Source organism: Pseudoduganella sp. R-43 (assembly GCF_049913255.1).
Taxonomy (GTDB): Bacteria; Pseudomonadota; Gammaproteobacteria; order Burkholderiales; family Burkholderiaceae_D; genus Rugamonas.
In genome coordinates, this window is record NZ_CP183988.1 from 5,552,161 (window position 1) to 5,571,931 (window position 19,771).

The 19,771-nt window shown below is 63.3% G+C and carries 18 protein-coding genes and 1 tRNA gene; 15 read left to right on the forward strand and 4 right to left on the reverse strand.

From position 1 onward, the window contains the following. The first annotated feature begins 26 nt into the window (after positions 1–26). From ACN9M3_RS25290 to ACN9M3_RS25340, 11 genes are all read left to right on the forward strand, one after another. On the forward strand, positions 27–1,238 hold the full coding sequence (locus ACN9M3_RS25290) for a tetratricopeptide repeat protein (protein ID WP_426163883.1): 1,212 nt from the start codon (positions 27–29) through the stop codon (positions 1,236–1,238). A 103-nt stretch (positions 1,239–1,341) separates the two neighbouring features. Continuing rightward, positions 1,342–2,301 (forward strand): bifunctional riboflavin kinase/FAD synthetase, encoded by a 960-nt coding sequence (locus ACN9M3_RS25295; protein WP_426318990.1) that lies wholly within the window; start codon positions 1,342–1,344, stop codon positions 2,299–2,301. A 53-nt stretch (positions 2,302–2,354) separates the two neighbouring features. Next, positions 2,355–5,219, forward strand: a complete 2,865-nt coding sequence (gene ileS, locus ACN9M3_RS25300) for an isoleucine--tRNA ligase (protein WP_426318991.1) — start codon at positions 2,355–2,357, stop codon at positions 5,217–5,219. A gap of 91 nt (positions 5,220–5,310) precedes the next feature. Continuing rightward, positions 5,311–5,823 carry a signal peptidase II gene (lspA, locus tag ACN9M3_RS25305; protein WP_426163890.1) on the forward strand — a complete coding sequence of 171 codons (513 nt, stop codon included), beginning with the start codon at positions 5,311–5,313 and terminating at the stop codon, positions 5,821–5,823. A gap of 10 nt (positions 5,824–5,833) precedes the next feature. After that, the gene (coaBC, locus tag ACN9M3_RS25310; RefSeq protein ID WP_426318992.1) at positions 5,834–7,054 is read left to right on the forward strand and encodes a bifunctional phosphopantothenoylcysteine decarboxylase/phosphopantothenate--cysteine ligase CoaBC; all 1,221 of its coding nucleotides are present in this window, start codon (positions 5,834–5,836) and stop codon (positions 7,052–7,054) included. Continuing rightward, positions 7,051–7,500: a dUTP diphosphatase gene (gene dut / locus ACN9M3_RS25315; RefSeq protein WP_130310784.1), complete on the forward strand. Its 450-nt coding sequence runs from the start codon at positions 7,051–7,053 to the stop codon at positions 7,498–7,500. The genes coaBC and dut overlap by 4 nt, the downstream gene beginning before the upstream one ends. Positions 7,501–7,510: 10 nt before the next feature. Continuing rightward, positions 7,511–8,611: a M48 family metalloprotease gene (locus ACN9M3_RS25320; protein ID WP_426318993.1), complete on the forward strand. Its 1,101-nt coding sequence runs from the start codon at positions 7,511–7,513 to the stop codon at positions 8,609–8,611. Further along, positions 8,608–8,997, forward strand: coding sequence for a surface-adhesin E family protein (locus ACN9M3_RS25325; RefSeq protein ID WP_426318994.1), 390 nt, complete (start codon positions 8,608–8,610; stop codon positions 8,995–8,997). Before ACN9M3_RS25320 ends, ACN9M3_RS25325 begins: the two co-directional genes overlap by 4 nt. Before the next feature lie 20 nt (positions 8,998–9,017). Next, the gene (locus ACN9M3_RS25330) at positions 9,018–10,025 is read left to right on the forward strand and encodes an XdhC family protein (RefSeq protein ID WP_426318995.1); all 1,008 of its coding nucleotides are present in this window, start codon (positions 9,018–9,020) and stop codon (positions 10,023–10,025) included. Between the two features lie 163 nt (positions 10,026–10,188). Beyond that, positions 10,189–11,088 (forward strand): DMT family transporter, encoded by a 900-nt coding sequence (locus ACN9M3_RS25335; RefSeq protein WP_426163901.1) that lies wholly within the window; start codon positions 10,189–10,191, stop codon positions 11,086–11,088. After that, positions 11,085–11,996 (forward strand): DNA-3-methyladenine glycosylase 2, encoded by a 912-nt coding sequence (locus ACN9M3_RS25340; protein WP_426163903.1) that lies wholly within the window; start codon positions 11,085–11,087, stop codon positions 11,994–11,996. The genes ACN9M3_RS25335 and ACN9M3_RS25340 overlap by 4 nt, the downstream gene beginning before the upstream one ends. Positions 11,997–11,998: 2 nt before the next feature. On the opposite strand, the gene ACN9M3_RS25345 is transcribed toward ACN9M3_RS25340, so the two are convergent. Beyond that, on the reverse strand, positions 11,999–14,239 hold the full coding sequence (locus tag ACN9M3_RS25345; protein WP_426318996.1) for a hypothetical protein: 2,241 nt from the start codon (positions 14,237–14,239) through the stop codon (positions 11,999–12,001). Beyond that, on the reverse strand, positions 14,236–15,003 hold the full coding sequence (locus tag ACN9M3_RS25350; RefSeq protein WP_426163907.1) for a hypothetical protein: 768 nt from the start codon (positions 15,001–15,003) through the stop codon (positions 14,236–14,238). The genes ACN9M3_RS25345 and ACN9M3_RS25350 overlap by 4 nt, the downstream gene beginning before the upstream one ends. A 116-nt stretch (positions 15,004–15,119) precedes the next feature. Between ACN9M3_RS25350 and ACN9M3_RS25355 the strand changes: the two genes are divergently transcribed. Then, complete coding sequence (locus tag ACN9M3_RS25355) at positions 15,120–16,133, forward strand: MerR family transcriptional regulator (RefSeq protein ID WP_426318997.1); 1,014 nt, start codon at positions 15,120–15,122, stop codon at positions 16,131–16,133. A 55-nt stretch (positions 16,134–16,188) separates the two neighbouring features. Here ACN9M3_RS25355 and ACN9M3_RS25360 read toward each other — a convergent pair. Then, positions 16,189–16,265: transfer RNA gene (locus ACN9M3_RS25360), tRNA-Met, on the reverse strand. A gap of 124 nt (positions 16,266–16,389) precedes the next feature. On the opposite strand from ACN9M3_RS25360, the gene ACN9M3_RS25365 reads away from it, so the two are divergent. The 3 genes from ACN9M3_RS25365 to ACN9M3_RS25375 are packed head-to-tail and all read left to right on the forward strand — an operon-like array spanning position 16,390 to position 18,451. Next, complete coding sequence (locus ACN9M3_RS25365) at positions 16,390–16,968, forward strand: NUDIX hydrolase (protein ID WP_426318998.1); 579 nt, start codon at positions 16,390–16,392, stop codon at positions 16,966–16,968. Further along, the gene (gene aat / locus ACN9M3_RS25370) at positions 16,965–17,672 is read left to right on the forward strand and encodes a leucyl/phenylalanyl-tRNA--protein transferase (protein WP_426163913.1); all 708 of its coding nucleotides are present in this window, start codon (positions 16,965–16,967) and stop codon (positions 17,670–17,672) included. Before ACN9M3_RS25365 ends, aat begins: the two co-directional genes overlap by 4 nt. 26 nt (positions 17,673–17,698) lie before the next feature. Beyond that, the gene (locus ACN9M3_RS25375; protein ID WP_426163915.1) at positions 17,699–18,451 is read left to right on the forward strand and encodes an arginyltransferase; all 753 of its coding nucleotides are present in this window, start codon (positions 17,699–17,701) and stop codon (positions 18,449–18,451) included. On the opposite strand, the gene ACN9M3_RS25380 is transcribed toward ACN9M3_RS25375, so the two are convergent. Next, a complete protein-coding gene (locus ACN9M3_RS25380) occupies positions 18,417–19,730 on the reverse strand; it encodes an amidohydrolase (protein WP_426318999.1) in 1,314 nt (437 codons plus the stop codon). The two genes, ACN9M3_RS25375 and ACN9M3_RS25380, sit on opposite strands and share 35 nt — an antisense overlap. Positions 19,731–19,771 lie beyond the last annotated feature (41 nt).

Consider the following 19,771-nt stretch of genomic DNA (forward strand, 5'->3'; position numbering starts at 1 on the left):
GCATTTTGAAGAAAGAAAATCACCCCATGATTAAGTTTCGTCTCGCACACCTCGGCCTGGTAATGGCCGCTATCGGTTTCAACGCTGCTGTCCCGATGGTGGGCCTGTCCTCGATCGCGTATGCCGAGGCCGTGCGCGCAGAAGTTGGCAAGCCACTGCAAGAAGCCCAGAAACTGGCCTCCTCCGGCCGTTACAAGGAAGCCCTGGCGAAACTGAAGGAAGCAGACGCTGTCGGCGGCAAGTCCGAACTGGAAAAATTCCAGATCGAATACACCCGCGGTTCCGCTGCTGCCGCTGCCGGCGAGAATGAGACCGCCGCCCGCGCCTTCGAGCAAGTGCTGGCATCCGGCAAGCTGTCGCCAGCCCAGGCACCAAAGATCACCGAAGCCCTGGCCAGCATCTACCTGCGCGCCAAGGATTATCCAAAAGCCATTACCTACATCCAGAAGGTCCTGAAGGATAATCCGAACAACTCCCAGATGCGCGAGCAACTGATCCAGACCTATTACCAGAGCGGCAAGCTCAACGAAGCCGCCAAGGAACTGCAAGGTGCCAAGTCCGAAGGCAGCCTGCAAATGCTGGCCAACATCCAGCTGAAGCAGAACGACAAGGCTGGCTACGTGCAGACTCTGGAAAAGCTGGCTGCATCCTATCCAAAGGCATCCTACTGGGCCGACCTGCTGAACCGCGTGATCGGCAAGCCAGGCTTCTCCTCGTCCCTGAACCTGGACGTGATGCGCCTCAAGCTGGCCCTGAAGCAGATCACCAAGCCGTCCGAATTCATGGAAATGGGCCAGTTGGCCCTGCAAGCCGGCAACCCTGCTGAAGCCCTGAAGATCGTCGACGAAGGCTACAAGAAAGGTGCCCTGGGCACCGGCGCCGACGCCGGCCGCCACCAGCGCCTGAAAGACCTGGCAACCAAGACCCTGGCCGACCAGCAGAAGAACGCTGCCACCCAGGAAGGCAACTTCCGCAAGGAAAAGGATGCTGACGGCCTGGCCAACCTGGGCTATGCCATGGTTTCCGACGGCAAGGCCGATGGCCTGAAGCTGATGGAAGAAGCGATCAAGCTGGGCACCGGCCGCAAGCCTGAAGAAATGAAGCTGCACTATGGCGTGGCACAGTACATCGCCGGCAAGAAGGCTGCTGCCATCAGCACCCTGAAGTCGGTGAAAGGCACCGCTGGCGAGCCAGAACTGGCCCGCTACTGGACCATGTACATTAACAACCCGGTCTGAACAAAGCCGGGCTGAGCCAAGAAAAGCGCTGCCTGCACCCGCAGGCAGCGCTTTTTTACATTGAGAACGTATAATCAAGCATTTGAGCCTGATAGCAAGATAAATGAAGGTATTTCGCGGACTTCCCAATGCAGCGGCGCGCGCGCCCTGCGCCCTGACGATCGGCAACTTCGACGGTGTCCACCGCGGCCACCAGGCCCTGCTGGCGCGCGTGCGCGCGGCCGCCGATCGCCTCGGGCTGGAATCGGCCGTGATGACCTTCGAGCCCCATCCGCGCGAATTCTTCGCCCACAAGATGGGCGATATGTCGAAAGCCCCGCCGCGCATCGCCAACCTGCGCGACAAGCTGCAGGCCCTGGAAAACAATGGCGTGGACCGGGTGATCGTCGAGCATTTCTGCGATGCCTTTGCCGGCCAGTCGCCGCAAAGCTTCGTCGAAAAGGTGCTGGTCGAAGGCCTGCACGTGAAGTGGCTGATGGTGGGGGACGATTTTTGTTACGGCGCCAAGCGCGCCGGCAATGTCGCCATGTTGGCCGAAGCTGGCAGGCAGTATGGCTTCGAAGTCGAAGTACTGCCGACCGTGCGCAATGGCGAAACCCGTATTTCCTCCTCCGCCGTGCGCAGCGCGCTTTCCGAAGGCGATTTCCCGCATGCGCAGGCCTTGCTGGGCCATCCCTACTCGATTTCCGGCCACGTGATCCACGGCGCCAAACTGGGGCGCGATATCGGCTTCCCGACGCTGAACCTGCGCGTGCCGCACCGTCCTGCCCTCTCCGGCATCTTTATCGTGCAGGTGCACGGCCTGGGCGACAGGCCATTGCCGGCCGTTGCCAGCCTGGGCGTGCGTCCCACGGTGGAAGACGCCGGCCGCGTGCTGCTGGAAGTCCATGTCTTCGACTTCGCCCGGAACTGCTACGGCAAGGTGGTGCGCGTCGAATTCCTGCAAAAGATACGTGACGAAGAAAAGTTCATTGACCTGCCTACCCTGGTCAAGGCCATCGAGCGCGACGCCGACCAAGCGCGCGCCTTCTTCGCCGCCAACTCCGTCACCGACCGAATTTAGGCCTTGCCCAACTTCGCAAGCGCCAACCGAAACACAAACTTAAAGCATTCATCATGTCTGACAACAAACCAAAGAAGCAAGAGAGCAAGTACCCGGTCAATATGACCGAAACCCCATTCCCGATGCGCGGCGACCTGGCCAAGCGCGAACCGGGCTGGGTCAAGCAATGGCAGGACAAGAAGATCTACGAACGCGTGCGCAAGGCCGCCAAGGGCCGCCCGAAGTTCGTGCTGCATGATGGTCCTCCCTACGCCAACGGCGACATCCACATCGGCCACGCCGTCAACAAGATCCTGAAGGACATCGTAGTGAAGTCGCGCACCCTGGCCGGCTTCGACGCGCCTTACGTGCCGGGCTGGGATTGCCACGGCATGCCGATCGAGATCCAGATCGAAAAGCTGTTCGGCAAGAACCTGCCGACCGCCGACGTGCTGACCAAGGCGCGCGCCTACGCGCACGAGCAGGTGGAGCGCCAGAAGAAGGACTTCATCCGCCTGGGCGTTCTGGGCGAATGGGACAATCCTTACCTGACCATGAACTATGGTAACGAAGCCGACGAGCTGCGCGCCCTGGGCAAGCTGCTGGAGAAAGGCTACGTCTATCGCGGCCTGAAACCGGTGAACTGGTGCTTCGATTGCGGCTCCGCCCTGGCGGAAGCGGAGGTGGAATACCAGAACAAGCGCGACCCGGCGATCGACGTCGGCTTCGCCTTCCATGAACACGACAAGCTGGCAGCCGCCTTCGGCCTGCCTGCCCTGCCGGCCGGCGACGGCTTCGTCGTGATCTGGACCACCACCCCCTGGACCATCCCGTCCAACCAGGCCCTGAACATGCACCACGAGGTGACCTACGCGCTGGTGCAGACCGAGCGCGAAGGCAAGCCGCTGCTGCTGATCCTGGCCAAGGACCTGGTGGCCTCCTGCCTGGAGCGCTACAAGCTGGAAGGCAGCGTCATCGCCACCGCCACCGGCGACAAGCTGGCCGGCATCGCCTTCAAGCACCCGCTGCACGCCAGAGACGCGTTCTACGACCGCCTGTCGCCGGTCTACATCGCCGACTACGTAACCACCGAAAGCGGTACCGGTGTGGTGCACTCGGCCCCGGCTTACGGCCAGGACGACTTCATCTCCTGCAAATCGCACGGCATGAAGGACGATGACATCCTGAAGCCGGTGATGGGCGACGGCAAGTACATCCCGTCCCTGCCGCTGTTCGGCGGCATGAGTATCTGGGAAGCCTCGAAGCCGATCTGCGAGGCGCTGCGCGAAGCGGGCGCCCTGTTCGAACTGAAGATGTTCGACCACAGCTACATGCACTGCTGGCGCCACAAGACCCCGATCGTCTACCGCGCCACCTCGCAGTGGTTCGCCGGCATGGACATCCAGCCGCTGGACGGTGGTTCCACCCTGCGCGAGACAGCGCTGGAAGGCATCGAAGCCACTGAATTCTTCCCGGACTGGGGCAAGGCGCGCCTGCATGGCATGATCGCCAACCGTCCGGACTGGACCCTGTCGCGCCAGCGCCAGTGGGGCGTGCCGATGGCCGTGTTCGTCCACAAGGAGACCGGTGAGCTGCACCCGCGCACCGCGGAACTGCTGGAGCAAGTGGCCAAGCTGATCGAGCAAGGCGGCATCGACGCCTGGCAGGCGCTGGACCCGGCTACCCTGCTGGGCGCGGAAGCCGAACACTATGTGAAGAACAAGGACACGCTGGACGTGTGGTTCGACTCCGGCTGCACCCACCAGACCGTGCTGCGCGGCTCGCATCCTGAGCAATCGCACTTCCCGGCCGACCTGTACCTGGAAGGCTCGGACCAGCACCGCGGCTGGTTCCACTCCTCGCTGCTGACCTCTTCGATGCTGAACGGCCGTCCGCCGTACAAGGCGCTGCTGACCCACGGCTTCGTGGTCGACGGCGAGGGCAAGAAGATGTCGAAGTCGATCGGCAACACCGTCGCGCCGCAGAAGGTGTCCGACACCCTGGGCGCCGATATCCTGCGCCTGTGGGTGGCCGCCACCGACTACACCTCCGAGCTGTCGATCTCCGACGAGATCCTGAAGCGCGTGACCGAGTCCTACCGCCGCATCCGCAACACCCTGCGCTTCCTGCTGGCCAATACCTCGGACTTCGATCCGAAGGCGAACGCCGTGCCGGTTGCCGATCTGCTGGAAATCGATCGCTACGCGCTGGCCAATATGGCTGCGCTGCAGGCCGACCTGTCGCGCCACTACGAGCGCTACGAATTCCACCCGGTGGTGTCCAAGCTGCAGAACTTCTGCTCCGAGGACCTGGGCGGCTTCTACCTGGACATCCTGAAGGACCGCCTGTACACCAGCGCCGTGGATTCCAAGGCGCGCCGTTCCGCGCAAACCGCGCTGTGGCACATCACCCAGTCCCTGCTGCGCCTGATGGCGCCGGTGCTGTGCTTCACCGCCGAAGAGGCGTGGGCTTCATTTGCCGGCGAGGAATCGTTCAAAGCCAGCGACGAAACCATCTACACCCAGACCTGGTGGCAACTGCCGGAACTGGCGGACGCCGAAGCCCTGATGGCCAAGTACGCGACCATCATCGCCGTGCGGGCCGACGTGACCAAGCAACTGGAAGAACTTCGCGGCTCCGGTGCGATCGGCTCCTCGTTGCAGGCGGAACTGGAGATCAAGGCCGCCGGCGACAAGTTCAAGGCGCTGGCATCGCTGGACGACGACCTGAAGTTCATCTTCATCACTTCGCTGGCCAAGGCTGTCGAAGTGGCATCCGAAGCAGATGAAGCCGTGAACGTGGCAGCATCGACCGCGCAGAAGTGCGAGCGCTGCTGGCACTACCGCGCAGACGTGGGCTCGCACGCCGACCACCCAGGCCTGTGCGGCCGTTGCCACGCCAACCTGTTCGGCGCCGGCGAATCCCGCAAGTACGCCTAACCCAAGTCTGCGGCCGCCGCAGATGAGTGTCTGACCCTGCGGGTCAGACACTGGTTCCCCGGTTCTGGCAAGCACAAAGAAAAAGCTATTTATGGCCACCAAAAAGACCACCACCTTCAGCAGCAAACCCGCCTCCGGCAGCATGGCCCCGTGGCTGGGCATCGCCTTCATCATCATCCTGCTGGACCAGCTAAGCAAGATCACGATCAACAAGCTGTTCGTATACGGCGAAGAGAAAGTCATCACCAGCTTCTTCAACCTGGTCCTGGCCTACAACAAAGGCGCCGCATTCAGCTTCCTCGCCAACGAAGGCGGCTGGCAACGCCACCTGTTCACCGCCATCGGCGTGATCGCCGCGCTGTACATCGTCTACCTGCTGATGCGCCACAGCGGCCAGCGCATGTTCTGCTGGGCCCTGTCCCTGATCCTGGGCGGCGCAGTGGGCAACGTGATCGACCGCATCTGGCACGGCCACGTGATCGACTTCCTCGATTTCCACTGGAGCGGCTTCGGCCACTTCCCGGCCTTTAACATCGCCGACACCGCCATCTGCATTGGCGCCGCACTGTTCGTACTGGACGAACTGCGCCGCGTGAACAAGTAGGAGCAGCAAAATGGAACTGACTGGCAAGAAAATCGTCCTCGGCCTGTCCGGCGGCGTAGCCTGCTACAAGGCCGCTGAACTGTGCCGCGCGCTGACCAAGGAAGGCGCTTCGGTGCAGGTCGTGATGACCGACGCCGCGACCCACTTCATCACCCCGGTGACGATGCAGGCGCTGTCCGGCAAGCCGGTCTTCAACAGCCAGTGGGATCCGCGCGTGAACAACAATATGGCCCACATCGACGTCACGCGCGACGCCGACGCCATCCTGATCGCGCCCTGCTCCGCCGACTTCATTGTCAAGCTGGCGCACGGCGTGTGCGACGACCTGCTGTCGACCATGTGCCTGGCCCGCCCAAGCCGTGTGCCGCTGCTGATCGCGCCCGCCATGAACGTGGAAATGTGGTCCAATCCCGCCACCCAGCGCAACGTGGAGCAGGTACGCGAAGACGGCATCACCGTGTTCGGTCCCGCCGCGGGCGACCAGGCTTGCGGTGAAGTGGGACTGGGCCGCATGCTGGAACCGGAACAACTGCTGGCGGAAATGATCGCCGCCTTCCAGCCGAAAGTCCTGGCCGGCAAGCGCATCCTGGTCACTGCGGGCCCGACTTTCGAAGCCATCGACCCGGTGCGCGGCATCACCAACCTTTCCTCCGGCAAGATGGGTTACGCCGTAGCGCGCGCCGCGCGTGAAGCGGGCGCCGAAGTGACCCTGGTGTCCGGCCCTGTCGCGCTGGAGACGCCGTACGGCGTGGAGCGCCACAACGTCAAAAGCGCACAGCAGATGTTCGACGCCGTAATGGATCACATCGGCGGCCAGCACGTGTTCATTTCCGTAGCCGCGGTGGCGGACTGGAAGGTCGTGAACCCGAGCGCGCAGAAGGTCAAGAAAACCGGCGACAACAGCGTGCCGGAACTGAAGTTCGAACAGAACCCGGACATCCTGGCCAGCGTGGCCACCCGCACCAGCCTGGCCGGCTGGCCTTATTGCGTAGGCTTCGCCGCCGAATCGGAAAACCTGATCGAATACGGCGCCAGCAAGCGCGAACGCAAAGGCATCCCGCTCCTGGTCGGCAATATCGGCCACAACACCTTCGGCCAGGACGACAACACCATCATCCTGTTTGACGAGAACGGACATACCATCCTGCCGCGCGCCGACAAGCTCACGCTGGCGCGCCAGCTGATTTCCGAAATCGCCAAACGCATCGACAAGAACTCGCTATTCCAATGAAAACTGTAGACGTCAAAATCCTCGATCCGCGCATGAAAGACCAGATGCCGGCCTACGCAACGCCTGGCAGCGCCGGCCTCGACCTGCGCGCCTGCATCGATGCGCCGCTGGTCATCGAACCCGGCCAGACCGTGCTGGTGCCGACCGGCCTGGCGATTCATATCGCCGATCCGGGCTATGCCGCCATGATCCTGCCCCGCTCCGGCATGGGCCACAAGAACGGCATTGTTTTGGGGAATCTGGTAGGCTTGATTGACTCCGATTACCAGGGACAATTGATGGTGTCTACCTGGAACCGGGGCTTCAACACGTTTACGCTGAATCCAATGGAGCGCCTGGCGCAATTGATCATCGTGCCCGTGCTGCAGGTTGGCTTCAATGTTGTCGAAGACTTCGAGGCCAGCGACCGCGGCGCCGGAGGTTTCGGCAGCACAGGCAAGCACTGAGGAAATATTTATGGCAGTAGAGCAACGCTACAATTCGAATTCGCCGCTTACCTGGCCCGCGATTGCGGCCTCGCTCCTGCTCTCAGCCTGTTCAACTTTTCAATCCGGCAGCGAGCCGGCCGCCCCGGCTCAGCCAACGCCGCCGTCGGCGCCAGTTGCCCCGGTGGTGACGCCGCAGATGCAGGCCGCACGCGACAACCTGAAGGTGATCGCCAGCCTGCAGGAACGCCTGTACCGCATCGCCGCCCCGCTGTTGATCAATAACGCTGACCTGTGCAAGGCGCAGGCGCGCAACCTGCTTGGGTTCACCGCCAAGAACAAATACTCCTATCCCGGCGAATACGGCGACGCATCGGCCGCCGTGCTGGGCTACGACGATGTACTGCAAGTGTCCGGCGTACTGGCTGGCAGCGGCGCCGCCAAGGCCGGCCTGCGCAAGGGCGACGACCTGATCGCCGCTGGCGGCAAGCCGCTGCCGAAAGGCCATGATGCCGAAAGCAAGGCTGCAGCCGTCTTCGGTCCTTTGACCGCCAACAGCGCCACCTTGAGCATGACCATTGCACGCAATGGCAACAGCCAGACGCTGAACGTGCCCGTCACCCGCGCCTGCGCCTTCCGCGTCGACCTGGGCAACTCGGACAATGTGAACGCCTACAACGACGGCAGCCGCGTCATGCTGACGCGCGGCATGATCAACTTCGCGCAGAACGATGAAGCCGTGGCCTACGTCATGGCGAAAGAACTGGCGCACAACATTCTCGGCCACGCCGGCACCATGCGCAGCACCGCCACCATGGCCAGCATCATCGACAACCTGGCATCGGTGCGGCCTGACCTGACCATGCTGGTCGGGACAGCCGGCGTACGGCCAATGCCTGCCGATTACGACGTGGCAGCCGACAACCTGGCGCTGTACATGCTGGCGCGCGCCGGCTACAACATCGGCAATGCACGCAACTTCTGGCAACGCCTGTCCGGCCAGTATCCAGCGACGGCGCTGAATGGCTACACCGCGATCCACCCGAACGTCACCGTCCGCCTGGCCGCGATAGACCGCAGCGTTTCCGAAATCAAGGCCAAGCAGGCCGCCAAGCGCCCGCTGCTGCCATGAAAACAGCGGTCCTGATGCTCGCCCTGGCGCCCGGCGTGGCGCTGGCGGGGCCCTGGACCACCGTCTCCAGGGACAAGGACAGCACCCTCCTGCTCGACAGCAAATCCGTGCGCAGCGCTGCCGAAGGCCGCAAGGCCTGGACCATGGAAACCTTCCGCAAGCCGCAAACCGCGCCCGACGGCAAGATGTATCTCTCGGTGCGCTCGCTGCACCTGTATGCCTGCGAGGCCGGCACCCGCACCCTGCTCAGCCAGACCTTCCACGCCGACGTCCTGGGCAACGGCGAGCCGGTAGGCACCTTCAAATACGAAGCCTACGATCCCGAAACGATCGCCCCCGACAGCCTGCCGGAAAAGGCCTTCAGGGCCGTCTGCAAAAAGCGCTGACCCTTGCTATAGTTCGATGCATGGACAGCATCGACCTCGAAGTACTCAAGACTTGCTCCGCCTGGCTGGCCGCGGGACACCGCTGCGAACTGGTCACGGTCATCCGCACCTGGGGCTCCAGCCCGCGCCCGATCGGCGCCAACCTGGCCATCTGCGACGATGGGCGCGTAGTCGGCTCGGTCTCCGGCGGCTGCATCGAAGACGACCTGATCGAGCGCGTGCGCAAGGAAGGCATCGTGCGCCAGTTGCCGGAGGTCGTCAGCTACGGCATCACGGCCGACGAAGCCCACCGTTTCGGCCTGCCCTGCGGCGGCACCATCGAACTGGCGCTGGAACCCCTCGGCCCGCACAGCCGCATTGACGAGCTGCTGGAACGACTGGCGGAGCACCAGCTGGTGGCGCGCACGCTAGACATGGGCAACGGCGCCGTCACCCTCGAACGTGCCCGTCCCGGCGCGGTGCTGGAACGCAGCGGCGATTTGCTGGTCACCCAGCATGGCCCGCGCTGGCGGCTGCTGATCATTGGCGCCGGCCAGTTATCGCGCATGCTGGCACAGATCGCCACGGCCATGGACTACCACGTCACCGTCTGCGACCCGCGCGAAGAATACCGCGCCGGCTGGGCCCTGCCCGAAGTGCCGCTGGTGCACGCCATGCCCGACGACCTGGTGCTGGAGATGCAGCTCGACTCGCGCAGCGCCGTGGTCGCGCTGACGCACGACCCCAAGCTGGACGACATGGCATTGATGGAAGCGCTCAAGTCCGACGCCTTCTACATCGGCGCCATTGGCTCGCGCGCCAACAACAACAAGCGGCGCGAACGGCTGTTGCAGTTCGACCTGACCGAGAAACAGATCGCCCGCCTGCACGGCCCGATCGGCCTGTACATCGGCAGCAAGACACCGCCCGAAATCGCGATCTCCATCCTGGCCGAAATGACGGCGGTAAAAAACGGCGTTCCCGAAGTCCTGCAGATCAACCACGCCGCCGCCCTGGCCACAGCCCCCGGCCCCGCCTGCCCGACATGAATTCAATAGCAAGAATCAGCTTGCCACAGCCCAGCCCGTGTCACACCATGGGGTCATCACGGGGACGCCGAGTCCCCAAGTGTGACACGGGCTCAACCATGTTACAGACGAGCTCGTGTCACACTCGGGGTGTGACCCCACGGTGTGACACGAACTGAACAATATGAATACTGCGAACCTTCTTAAACTGATTTTGCTGGCTGCCATCTGGGGTGGCTCCTTTCTGTTCATGCGCATTGCGGCGCCGGTGCTGGGGCCGGGTGTGCTCATCGAGTACCGGGTGACGTTCGCGGCGGTCTTCCTGGCCGCGGTGGCGCTGGTGCTGCGCAAGCGGCTTGACCTGGGCCAGCATTGGAAGCATTACCTGGTGCTGGGCTTCTTCAACTCTGCCCTGCCCTTCCTGCTGTTCGCCTTTGCGGCGAAGACGCTGACCGCTTCCGTGCTGTCGGTCTTGAATGCGACCGCGCCGATCTGGGGCGCTATCGTCGGCGCCGTGTGGCATCGCCATATGGTTTCGGGGCGAGTAATGCTTGGGCTGGCTTTGGGCACGGCAGGCGTGGCGATACTGGTCGGCTTCGACCATGTGAGCAGCAAGGATGGCGCCGGATTGGCTATCGCCGCAGCTACCCTGGCTGCCTTCAGTTATAGCATCGCCACTACCTATACCAAGGTGGCCAGGTCGGCGCAGGGCGTTGAGCCTTTCGCCAACGCTCACGGCAGCATGTGGGCTGCGGCCTTGCTGACCATACCGTCCCTGGCGATCTTCCCGCAACCGGGCGAGCCGACCATCGGCATCATGGGCGCTGCCCTGGCGCTGGGCGTGCTGTGCAGCGGCATCGCTTACCTGCTCTACTTTGGACTGGTGCGCGATGTGGGGCCGACTTCGGCGCTGACCGTTACCTTCCTGAATCCCTTGTTCGGCATCCTGTGGGGCACGCTGTTCCTGCACGAAGTGGTGGGCTGGTACACGGTTGCCGGCGCGGCCATCGTCATTGCCGGCACCATGCTGGTCACCGGTTACAAGGTCAAACTGCCCTGGATGCGGAATACCGAGGCTGCATGAAGCATACATTTTCACTGGCCCTGCCCGCCGCGTACCGGGTGCAGGACGTACTGGCCTTCCATAGCCGCGATGCCGAAAGCGTCGCGGAACAAGTGAGTCCGGATGCGATCCGCAAAGGGATGTTGCTGGATGGCGTGCCGGTGCTGCTGGCCATCGCGTTGCCCAAGGGCCGCGCACGTTCCGCCGTGTGCGATGCCGACATTGACCTGCCGCGTGCCCGTAAGGTTCCTGCGGCGCTGGCGGCGCGCATCGAAGCCGCTGCCCGCAACATCCTCGGCCTTCACATTGATCCCGCACCGTTCGTTGCGTTTGCTCGCGGGGACGAGCTGCTCGGCCCGCTGGTCGCCCGCCAGCCTGGCCTGCGGATCGTGCAGTCGGCAACCGTGTTCGAGGCGCTGACCTGGGCCATCATCGGCCAGCAGATCAACCTGTCCTTCGCCATCGCCTTGCGCCGCACCTTCATCTTGCAGGCGGGGCGCCAGCACAAGGCCGGCCTGTGGTGCTATCCCGAGGCGGCGGATGTGGCCAGGCTCGCCGTGGAAGACCTGACTACCCGCAAATTCTCGCGCGCCAAGGCTGAAACCCTGCTCCGCTTCGCCCAGCTGGTCGCGGCCGGGGAGCTCGATATCGAGGAGCGCGAGGACAATCCGATCCCGGCGATCTGTCAAAACCTGCTGGCGGTGAAAGGCATCGGGCCGTGGACGGTCAACTACGCTCTGCTGCGCGGCTACGGCTTCGCCGATTGTTCGCTGCATGGCGACGTGGCCATCCGCGCAGCGCTGCAACGGTTGCTGGGCGAAGAGAGCAAGCCTGACATGGCGCGTACTGAGGCCCTGCTGCAGCGCTACTCCCCGCACCGCACGATGGCGGCGGCCCACCTGTGGGCCAGCCTGGCGTTCGAGGGCTAGCCTCAGTAGTAGTATTTGGTTTTCCTGGCCCAGTCGCTGTTCGGGTACAGCTTGTGCAACATGGCGAAAGCTTGCCTGGAGTACTTGTTGCGCAACTCCGTTTGAGCAGGCAAGCGCTCCTCGGCAGCATAGACCCAGGGGCTTTCGTTGCGCATCGATGCCACCAGCAGATGCAAGGCCTTCGGCGCCTCCGCGTCATTCGGCTTGGCCGAAGCCCATGCCATCAGGGTCGGGGCCAGGAAAATCGAACGCAATGAGAGTTGGCGCAAGCTTTGCTGCTCGCGTTCTGCTTCGGCGCGCTGCTCCTCGCTCAGGAAGCGCGGCGCCGGTGCCGGCCGCTCGCCGATACTGACCGGTTTGCCGTAGACATCGTTGCCGACAGCTGCATTGCTGATCACATGCGGCCGCAGTTCCGGCGTGTTCACCAGGATCAGCGCCGCGGCCAGCTTGCGTTCCGCTCCGCTGGCAGCCTTGCGATAACGCGCGTACAAATGTGCGGTAGTCTTGCGCCCTTCGGCGACGCCATCCAGCAGGGAGAGCGCGGTCGCTTCGTCATTGGCAATCAGGGCGCGCGTGAAGATGGCCTCGCGCAGCTCCACTTTCGAGGCCGGCAGCAGGCCGGGGTGGGCGTACAGCGCCTTCAGGCTGGCCATCGGCAGGTAGCGGTAGACCGCCACGTAAAAATCGCCGTCGGTTCCTTCCGGATCTTTTGCCGCATCATCGATCGGTGCGCCGCGTTCCACGGGGTCCTGGACTCTTCGCCCGGCCCTGACAAAACCGTCCAGCGTACTTGCCGTCAGCATCTTCAGCGCCAGGAAGCGGTTGGTGGTTGCCACCGACATGGCCTTGCCCTGGCTTGCCAGCAGGCGGTCGACGTCCTTGTCCGCTTGCGCCAGGCGGTTTTCAGAAACAGCCAGGCGCACAAGGTTGTATTGCATTGTCTGGTAGAGCGGATGGCCGGCGGGCACTGCCGCGGCGGCCTTCTTTTCTGCCTCGCCAAGCTCACCGGACCGGGCGAATGTCAGCAGGGGTGCCAGCCACAGGGCGTCTCCATGCTTCTGCCATTGCTGGCGCGTCACCTCCAGTGCCAGCTTGCGGCGCTCCTTCACTTCCGGATTGTCGCTGCTGTCATACCAACCGAACGAGTCGCCTTGCATGGTGCCGATCCATGCCGTCAGCGGCTCCCTGGCTTCGATCATTTCATTGCGCGGCAGCTTGTCGAGCAGCAGCAGGTAGTCGCTCAACATGCGCGGCGTATCGGCGCTGAAAGGTTCCTTCTCCAGGCGGCGCGCCAGCACCTTCACCTGCGCTGCGGGATCGAGGCGCGCGTCGATCAGGAGCATCATTTGCCTTGCTGGCGCGTAGGAAGGCGCCAGCGCTTCAAGCTCTTCGCGCGCCTGCCTGAACCTGGCGATACGATTGTCGCCTGCCTCCTCCCTTTGCAGCGTGGCCATGCGGATCAGGCATCGTGCTGCCAGGTAGGCGCCCAGCGGCTGCCAGGGCGAGTTCGCATCCTGCGCCACTGCCTGGAACTGGCGGCGCGCGGCGTCCAGGTTGCCCGAATAGAAATTGGCTGCCGCTTCCTGATACGCGCGGTCTGCCTTCAGCCATGCGGGCGCGCTCTCCGGTATCGCGGGCGGCAGCACCGGACTCGATGGTCCGCCTGTAAAGCCGCAATTGGCAAATACCGCGTCCTGCCCTTCCAGCCATGCTTTGAACCACTGGTCAGGCTTGCCGCCAGGGCCCAGTTGCGCGCGCGCCTTTGCGGTCGCGGCGGCGCGGCGGAAGGCATCGGGGTGGCAATTCACATAGCTGCCCCAGTCTTCGCTGCCAGTGATCTTGACTTCGGCCTCGGCCGGCAAGCCTGCCTGCACCGCGAGCGGCGTACGCGCCTTGAACCATTCCCCGCTGCCATTCTTCTCCGCGTTGCCGACGTAGTCCCAGGCCCTGTGGCCTTCCCCTACATGCCAATCCCACACATGGAGCGAAGCGACTTGCGCCGGAGTGAGGCCGTGCCCTTTGGTTGCCTGGTAAGCAAGGTAGAGATAGACGCGCCAGTAGCTGCTCGACAGCACGCCAAGGTTGCCGGCCGCGTATTGGGGCAGCGCGCGCGGTGCGACCATCAGTTCATTGGCGTAGAGGTTGTAGGTGAAGCCATCGAAGCCGCTGGAGAAAGCATATTGCGGCAGGACGACTAGCGCGGTCATGGCTGCGAACTTGCGCAAACTGGAGAAACGTTTCATGGAGAGCGGACCTTGGTTGGTGCATGGAGGGCTTGCCATTGCGCAGCCGTCCAGGAACGAGGGGAAAAATAATAGCTGCGCGGAGCCAGCCGGCGCAGCCGCGGTTCATCGGTCGCGTAGCCGGCGGCCTGGCGGCAATAGGGCTGGGTGAATCCTTGCCAGCGCAGGCGCTGGCGAAGCTCGTGCTGCTGTTGTCCCATGCGGAAGGCCATCGGCACAACCTCGTCAGCCATGCCTTCGGCCAGCCAGGCATCGTCGAGGCACCAGGACGCCAGCGCCGTCACCGATAGCGCCATGTCGGGCGCCAAGCTGCGGCGGATGGCGGCGACAGTGCGGGCCAGGAAGGGACGCTGCGAGCGCCGCACTTCAAAATCGAGCTGCACTACTTGGCGGTTGGCTCCCGGCGCAATGCGCAGCAGTTCCTTGACGATGGCCTGTAGCTGCGCTTCGTTCAATGCCGGCGGCTCGTGTCCCGACATGTCGACGTGCAGCACCGGCACGCGCGCCGTGGCAGGCTCCATCAACAGGCGCGCGGTGCGTGGACGCACCAGCGCTTCATCGCCCTGCAGCATGATGCTGGAGGCGACGAACGCCACCCCGGCATCGCCCGGCAGCCAGCGCAGGTCTTCCGGCCGCTCCCAGGCCCAGGCCATCTGCAGGGGCAGCATGGCCAGCGCCGGATGGGCATTCGGCACGTGGCCGCTGTCGGCGCGCCACAGGACGGCAAGCAGCAGGGTCGCGATGAGTAAAAACAAACGTTGCATGTCCAACATCATAAGGGATGGATCGCTTACCATCATCTTTTTGCACGCAGCGCTTGACCCTCACCTAGCGTGAGGCTCCAGCATGGCAGTAACGTAACGAAGAAAGGAGCGGGAAGATGATGTTGAAAGTAGGTGAACTGGCGCGCCGTTGCGGCCTGACCGTGCGCACCCTGCACCATTACGACAGCATCGGCCTGCTCAAGCCTTCGGGACGTTCCGACGCCGGCTACCGCCTCTACAACCGCGACGACGTGGCGCGCCTGCACCAGGTGCAGGCGCTGCGCCGTTTCGGCATGGCGCTGGCCGACATCGGTCACTTCCTGGCCAAGCCCGGCTCTTCCCTGCCCGACCTGATTTCCCGCCAGATCGATTCGCTCGACCGGCAAATCGCCGAAGCCGCCAAACTGCGCGAGCAGTTGACGGCCCTGCGCGGGCAATTGCTGGCGGGCGAGGAGCCGGAACTGGCCACCTGGCTAACCACACTGGAGCAAATGACCGTGTACGACAAATACTTTACCAAGGAAGAACTGGCTCAACTGCCAATCTACAACGACCCAGCCGCGCCCGAAGAGTGGTCGGAATTGATCGAAGCCGTAGGGCAGAAAATGGCGGCGGGCATCCCGCCGTCCGATCCTGCGGTTCAAGCGCTGGCCGAAAAATGGATGGCGACCTTCAGCCGCCAGGCCGGCCACAGTGTCGACATCATGCATCGGCTCGACAATATGTGGTCGCGCGAAGAGGAATACCGCAAGCAAAGCGGCGTGACGCTCGAGATGCGCAACTATATTGCGGCGGCCAGCGGCCAAGGCAAACTGGCGCTGTATGCCAAATATATGCGGCCGGAGGAAATCGAGACCATGCACAAGCATTTCCGCACCCGCGCCCACGAATGGCCGGCACTGATCGGCGAAATCTGCGCGCAAATGGCCGCCAATCCCTCGCCATCGGCGCCTGAAGCACGTGCGCTGGCCCAGCGCTGGTTTGAACTGTTCACCGATATGGTCGGCAACGCGCCGGGCGTGCGTGAACGCTTCCGCGAGGCGCTCGAAAGCGAGCCGGCGCTCCGTGCCGGCCGCATGATGAGCGACGAAGTGCTGGATTTCCTGCGCCAGGCCCACGCAGCGGCGTAAAAAGACGAAAAAAAACCGTCATCGCTAGCTGCTGATGACGGTTTCTTCTGAATTCTGGTTGCGGGGACAGGATTTGAACCTGTGACCTTCGGGTTATGAGCCCGACGAGCTGCCAGACTGCTCCACCCCGCGTCTGATGCGAGTATTATAGGGCGTCTCGCCAATTTAGGCAATATTTATCCCACTTCTTCTTACGATAGCTCGAATATATTTCGCTGAATTCCGGCAACGAGCCGTTCGGTGTACAGTAGACCCTATGAAATTTTGCTCAGAATGCGCCCACCCTGTTGAGTTGATGGTGCCGGCCGGCGACAACCGGCCGCGTTATGTTTGCGTCAACTGTTCGGCAATCCATTATCAAAATCCCAAAATGGTGATCGGTACGGTCCCGGTCTGGGAGCGTGATGGCGAGTTGCAAGTTTTGCTGTGCAAGCGCGCGATCGAGCCGCGCCGCGGATTCTGGACCCTGCCGGCCGGCTTCATGGAAAACAATGAAACCACCGCCGAGGCAGCCCAGCGCGAAACCGAAGAAGAAGCCGGCGCCAATATCGACCTTGGCAGCCTGTACACCCTGCTCAACGTGCCGCGCGTGCACCAGGTGCATATGTTCTACCTCGCCACCCTGCGCGACCTCGATTTTGCGCCGGGCGAAGAAAGCCTGGATGTCAAGATGTTCACGGAAGCGGAAATCCCATGGGATGAGCTGGCCTTCCCCACCATCCGCACCACGCTGGAATTCTTCTTTGCCGACCGCGCCAGAATGCGCGAAAGCGGCAGCTACGGCTTCCATACCCAGGACATTACCCAGCCGATGCGCCAGTCGTCCGACACATGATTCCCTGGCTCGACGTCAACACGCCCTTTCCCGACGTCTCCGAAGCCTTGACCACGGACGCGCCGGGCCTGCTGGCCGCCGGCGCTGATCTGTCGCCGAAGCGGCTGCTGGCCGCTTACCAGCGCGGCATCTTCCCCTGGTTTTCCGAGGGCCAGCCCATCCTGTGGTGGAGCACCGATCCGCGCATGGTGCTGCGCACCGCCGACTTCAAGATTTCCGACAGCCTGCGCAAGACGCTGAGGAAGATTGCGCGCGACGGCCAGCGCTGGGAAGTGCGTTTCGACAGCGCCTTCGAGCAGGTGATGCGCGCCTGCGCCGCACCACGCCGCGACGGCCCCGGCACCTGGATTTCGGAAGACATCATCGCCGGCTACACCGGCCTGCACCAGCAGGGCTTCGCCCATTCCTCCGAGTTGTGGCTGGACGGCGAACTGGTGGGCGGCGCCTACGGCGTTTCCATCGGCACCATGTTCTACGGCGAATCGATGTTTGCGCGCGTCACCGACGGTTCCAAGGTGGCCCTGGCCTACCTCGTGCATTTTTTGCGACAGCACGGCGTGGAACTGATCGATTGCCAGCAGGAGACCGGCCACCTGGCATCGCTCGGCGCGCGGCCGATTCCGCGCAAGGACTTCATCGCACACTTGCAGAAAAGTATTGTGATGCCACAGATACGCGATTGGTGCCCTGTCGCACCGTTTTAAGCCGCGGACGCGTTATGATATGACTCATGACGCAGCTTAACGACCTTCCCTTCGCAACGTTGCAGTTTTATACAACGGCGCCTTATCCGTGCAGCTACCTTGATGCGCGCCAGGCACGTTCGCAAGTGGCAACGCCCTCGCACCTGATCAACGCCGACGTCTACTCGGAGCTGGTGAAGAACGGTTTCCGCCGCAGCGGCATCTTTACTTATCGTCCATATTGCGACGGCTGCCAGGCTTGCATTCCGGTGCGCGTCGTGGCCGCCGGCTTCAAGCCGACACGCGGCCAGCGCCGCGCCTGGGCGCGCCACGGCAACCTGGAGGCGGGTGTTGCCAGCCTGTCCTTCTCGGACGAGCACTACGAGCTCTATCTGCGCTACCAGAGCACCCGCCACGCGGGCGGCGGCATGGACCAGGATTCGCGCGACCAGTATGCCCAGTTCCTGCTGCAAAGCCGGGTCAATACGCGCCTGGTGGAATTCCGCGAGCCCGATGGCACGCTGCGCATGGTGTCGATCATCGACGTGCTGTCGGATGGCCTGTCGTCGGTCTACACCTTCTTCGACCCTGACGTGCCGGGTGCGTCGTTCGGTACCTACAACGTGATGTGGCAAATCGCGCAGGCGCACGAGCTGGGGCTCGATTTCGTCTACCTGGGCTACTGGATCGAAGACAGCCCGAAGATGAACTACAAGATCAAGTTCCAGCCCCTGGAAGCCCGCATCAAGGGCGTGTGGGGACCGCTCACATCTTCATCAAATCCAGCAGCGCAACCGTAGTTGCCAACACGCCGGTCTGGATCGACTTTTCCGCATCGGCGCGGAACAGCGGGCTATGGTTGTAGGCAATCGTGCCTTTGCCGGCGCGTGCCGCTTCCACCTGCGCGGCCGGCGTGCCGCCCACCATGAAATACACGCTCGGGATGCCCTGGCCGTAAATGAAGTGGGCGTAGTCCTCGCCCACCATGCTGCCGCGCTGGTAGCCCTTGTCGAAAATGCCCTCACCCAGTTTGCTGGACCATACGGTACGCAGGCGCTGCAGCATCGCTTTGTCGTTCAGGGTTGGCGGCACGGGCCGGTCGGTGTGGCGGATTTCCGGCAGCTTGTCTTCCGGTACGCCTGCAGCCCGCGCGGTGTTCTCGGCCACGCGCTTGATTCCCTCCAGCAGCCTGGCGCGCGTCTCGTCGCTTTCCGAGCGCACGGTCAGCTCCAGGCGCGCCGTATCGCTGATCACATTGCCCTTGGTGCCGGCGTGGAAAGAGCCGACGGTGATCAGGGCTGCTTCACGCGGGGCGATGTCGCGTGTGACCACGGTTTGCAGCGCCAGCACGATCTGCGATGCGATCACGACCGGGTCCTTGCCTGTATGCGGACTGGCGCCGTGCGTGCCAATGCCGTGCACCACGATCTCCATCAGGTCGGCGCCGGAAAACGGCGCCTCGCTGGCCTCGATCTTGCCGGCTTCGATGTCGGCGCCCACGTGCAGCGACAGCGCGTAATCCGGTTTGCCAAAGCGTTTGTAGATGCCGTCGGCCATCATGTCCAGCGCGCCGCCGGTGCGTTCTTCGGCTGGCTGGCCGACCAGCATCAAGGTGCCTTTCCACTCGCCCTTGTGCGCCGCCATCTGGTGGGCCGTGCCGACCAGGCTGGTCATGTGCACGTCGTGGCCGCAGGCATGCATTACCGGTACCAGGTTGCCGCTCGAATCCTTGACCTTCACCTTGGAGGCGTTCGGCGCATCCGATTTCTCTTCCACGGGCAGCGCATCCATGTCCGCGCGCACCATCACGGTCGGGCCTTTGCCGTTGCGCAGTATGGCCACCAGGCCGGTCTTGCCCACGCTTTCTGTCACCTCGAAGCCTGTTGCACGCAATTCCCTGGCCATGCGCGCGGCCGTCTGCACTTCCATATAGGACAGCTCTGGATTGGCGTGCAAGTGGTTGAACAGGGGCTCCAGGCTGGCTTTGTAGTCGCGCGCAATGGCGGCGGAGAGCGGGTTTTCGGCGGCAACGACGGGCAGGGAAAGGCAGGCCAGCAAGGCAAGTCCAGGCTTGATCACGGAAGGTCCTCCAGGGAGCGCAGTGTAAAATGCTACAAAAA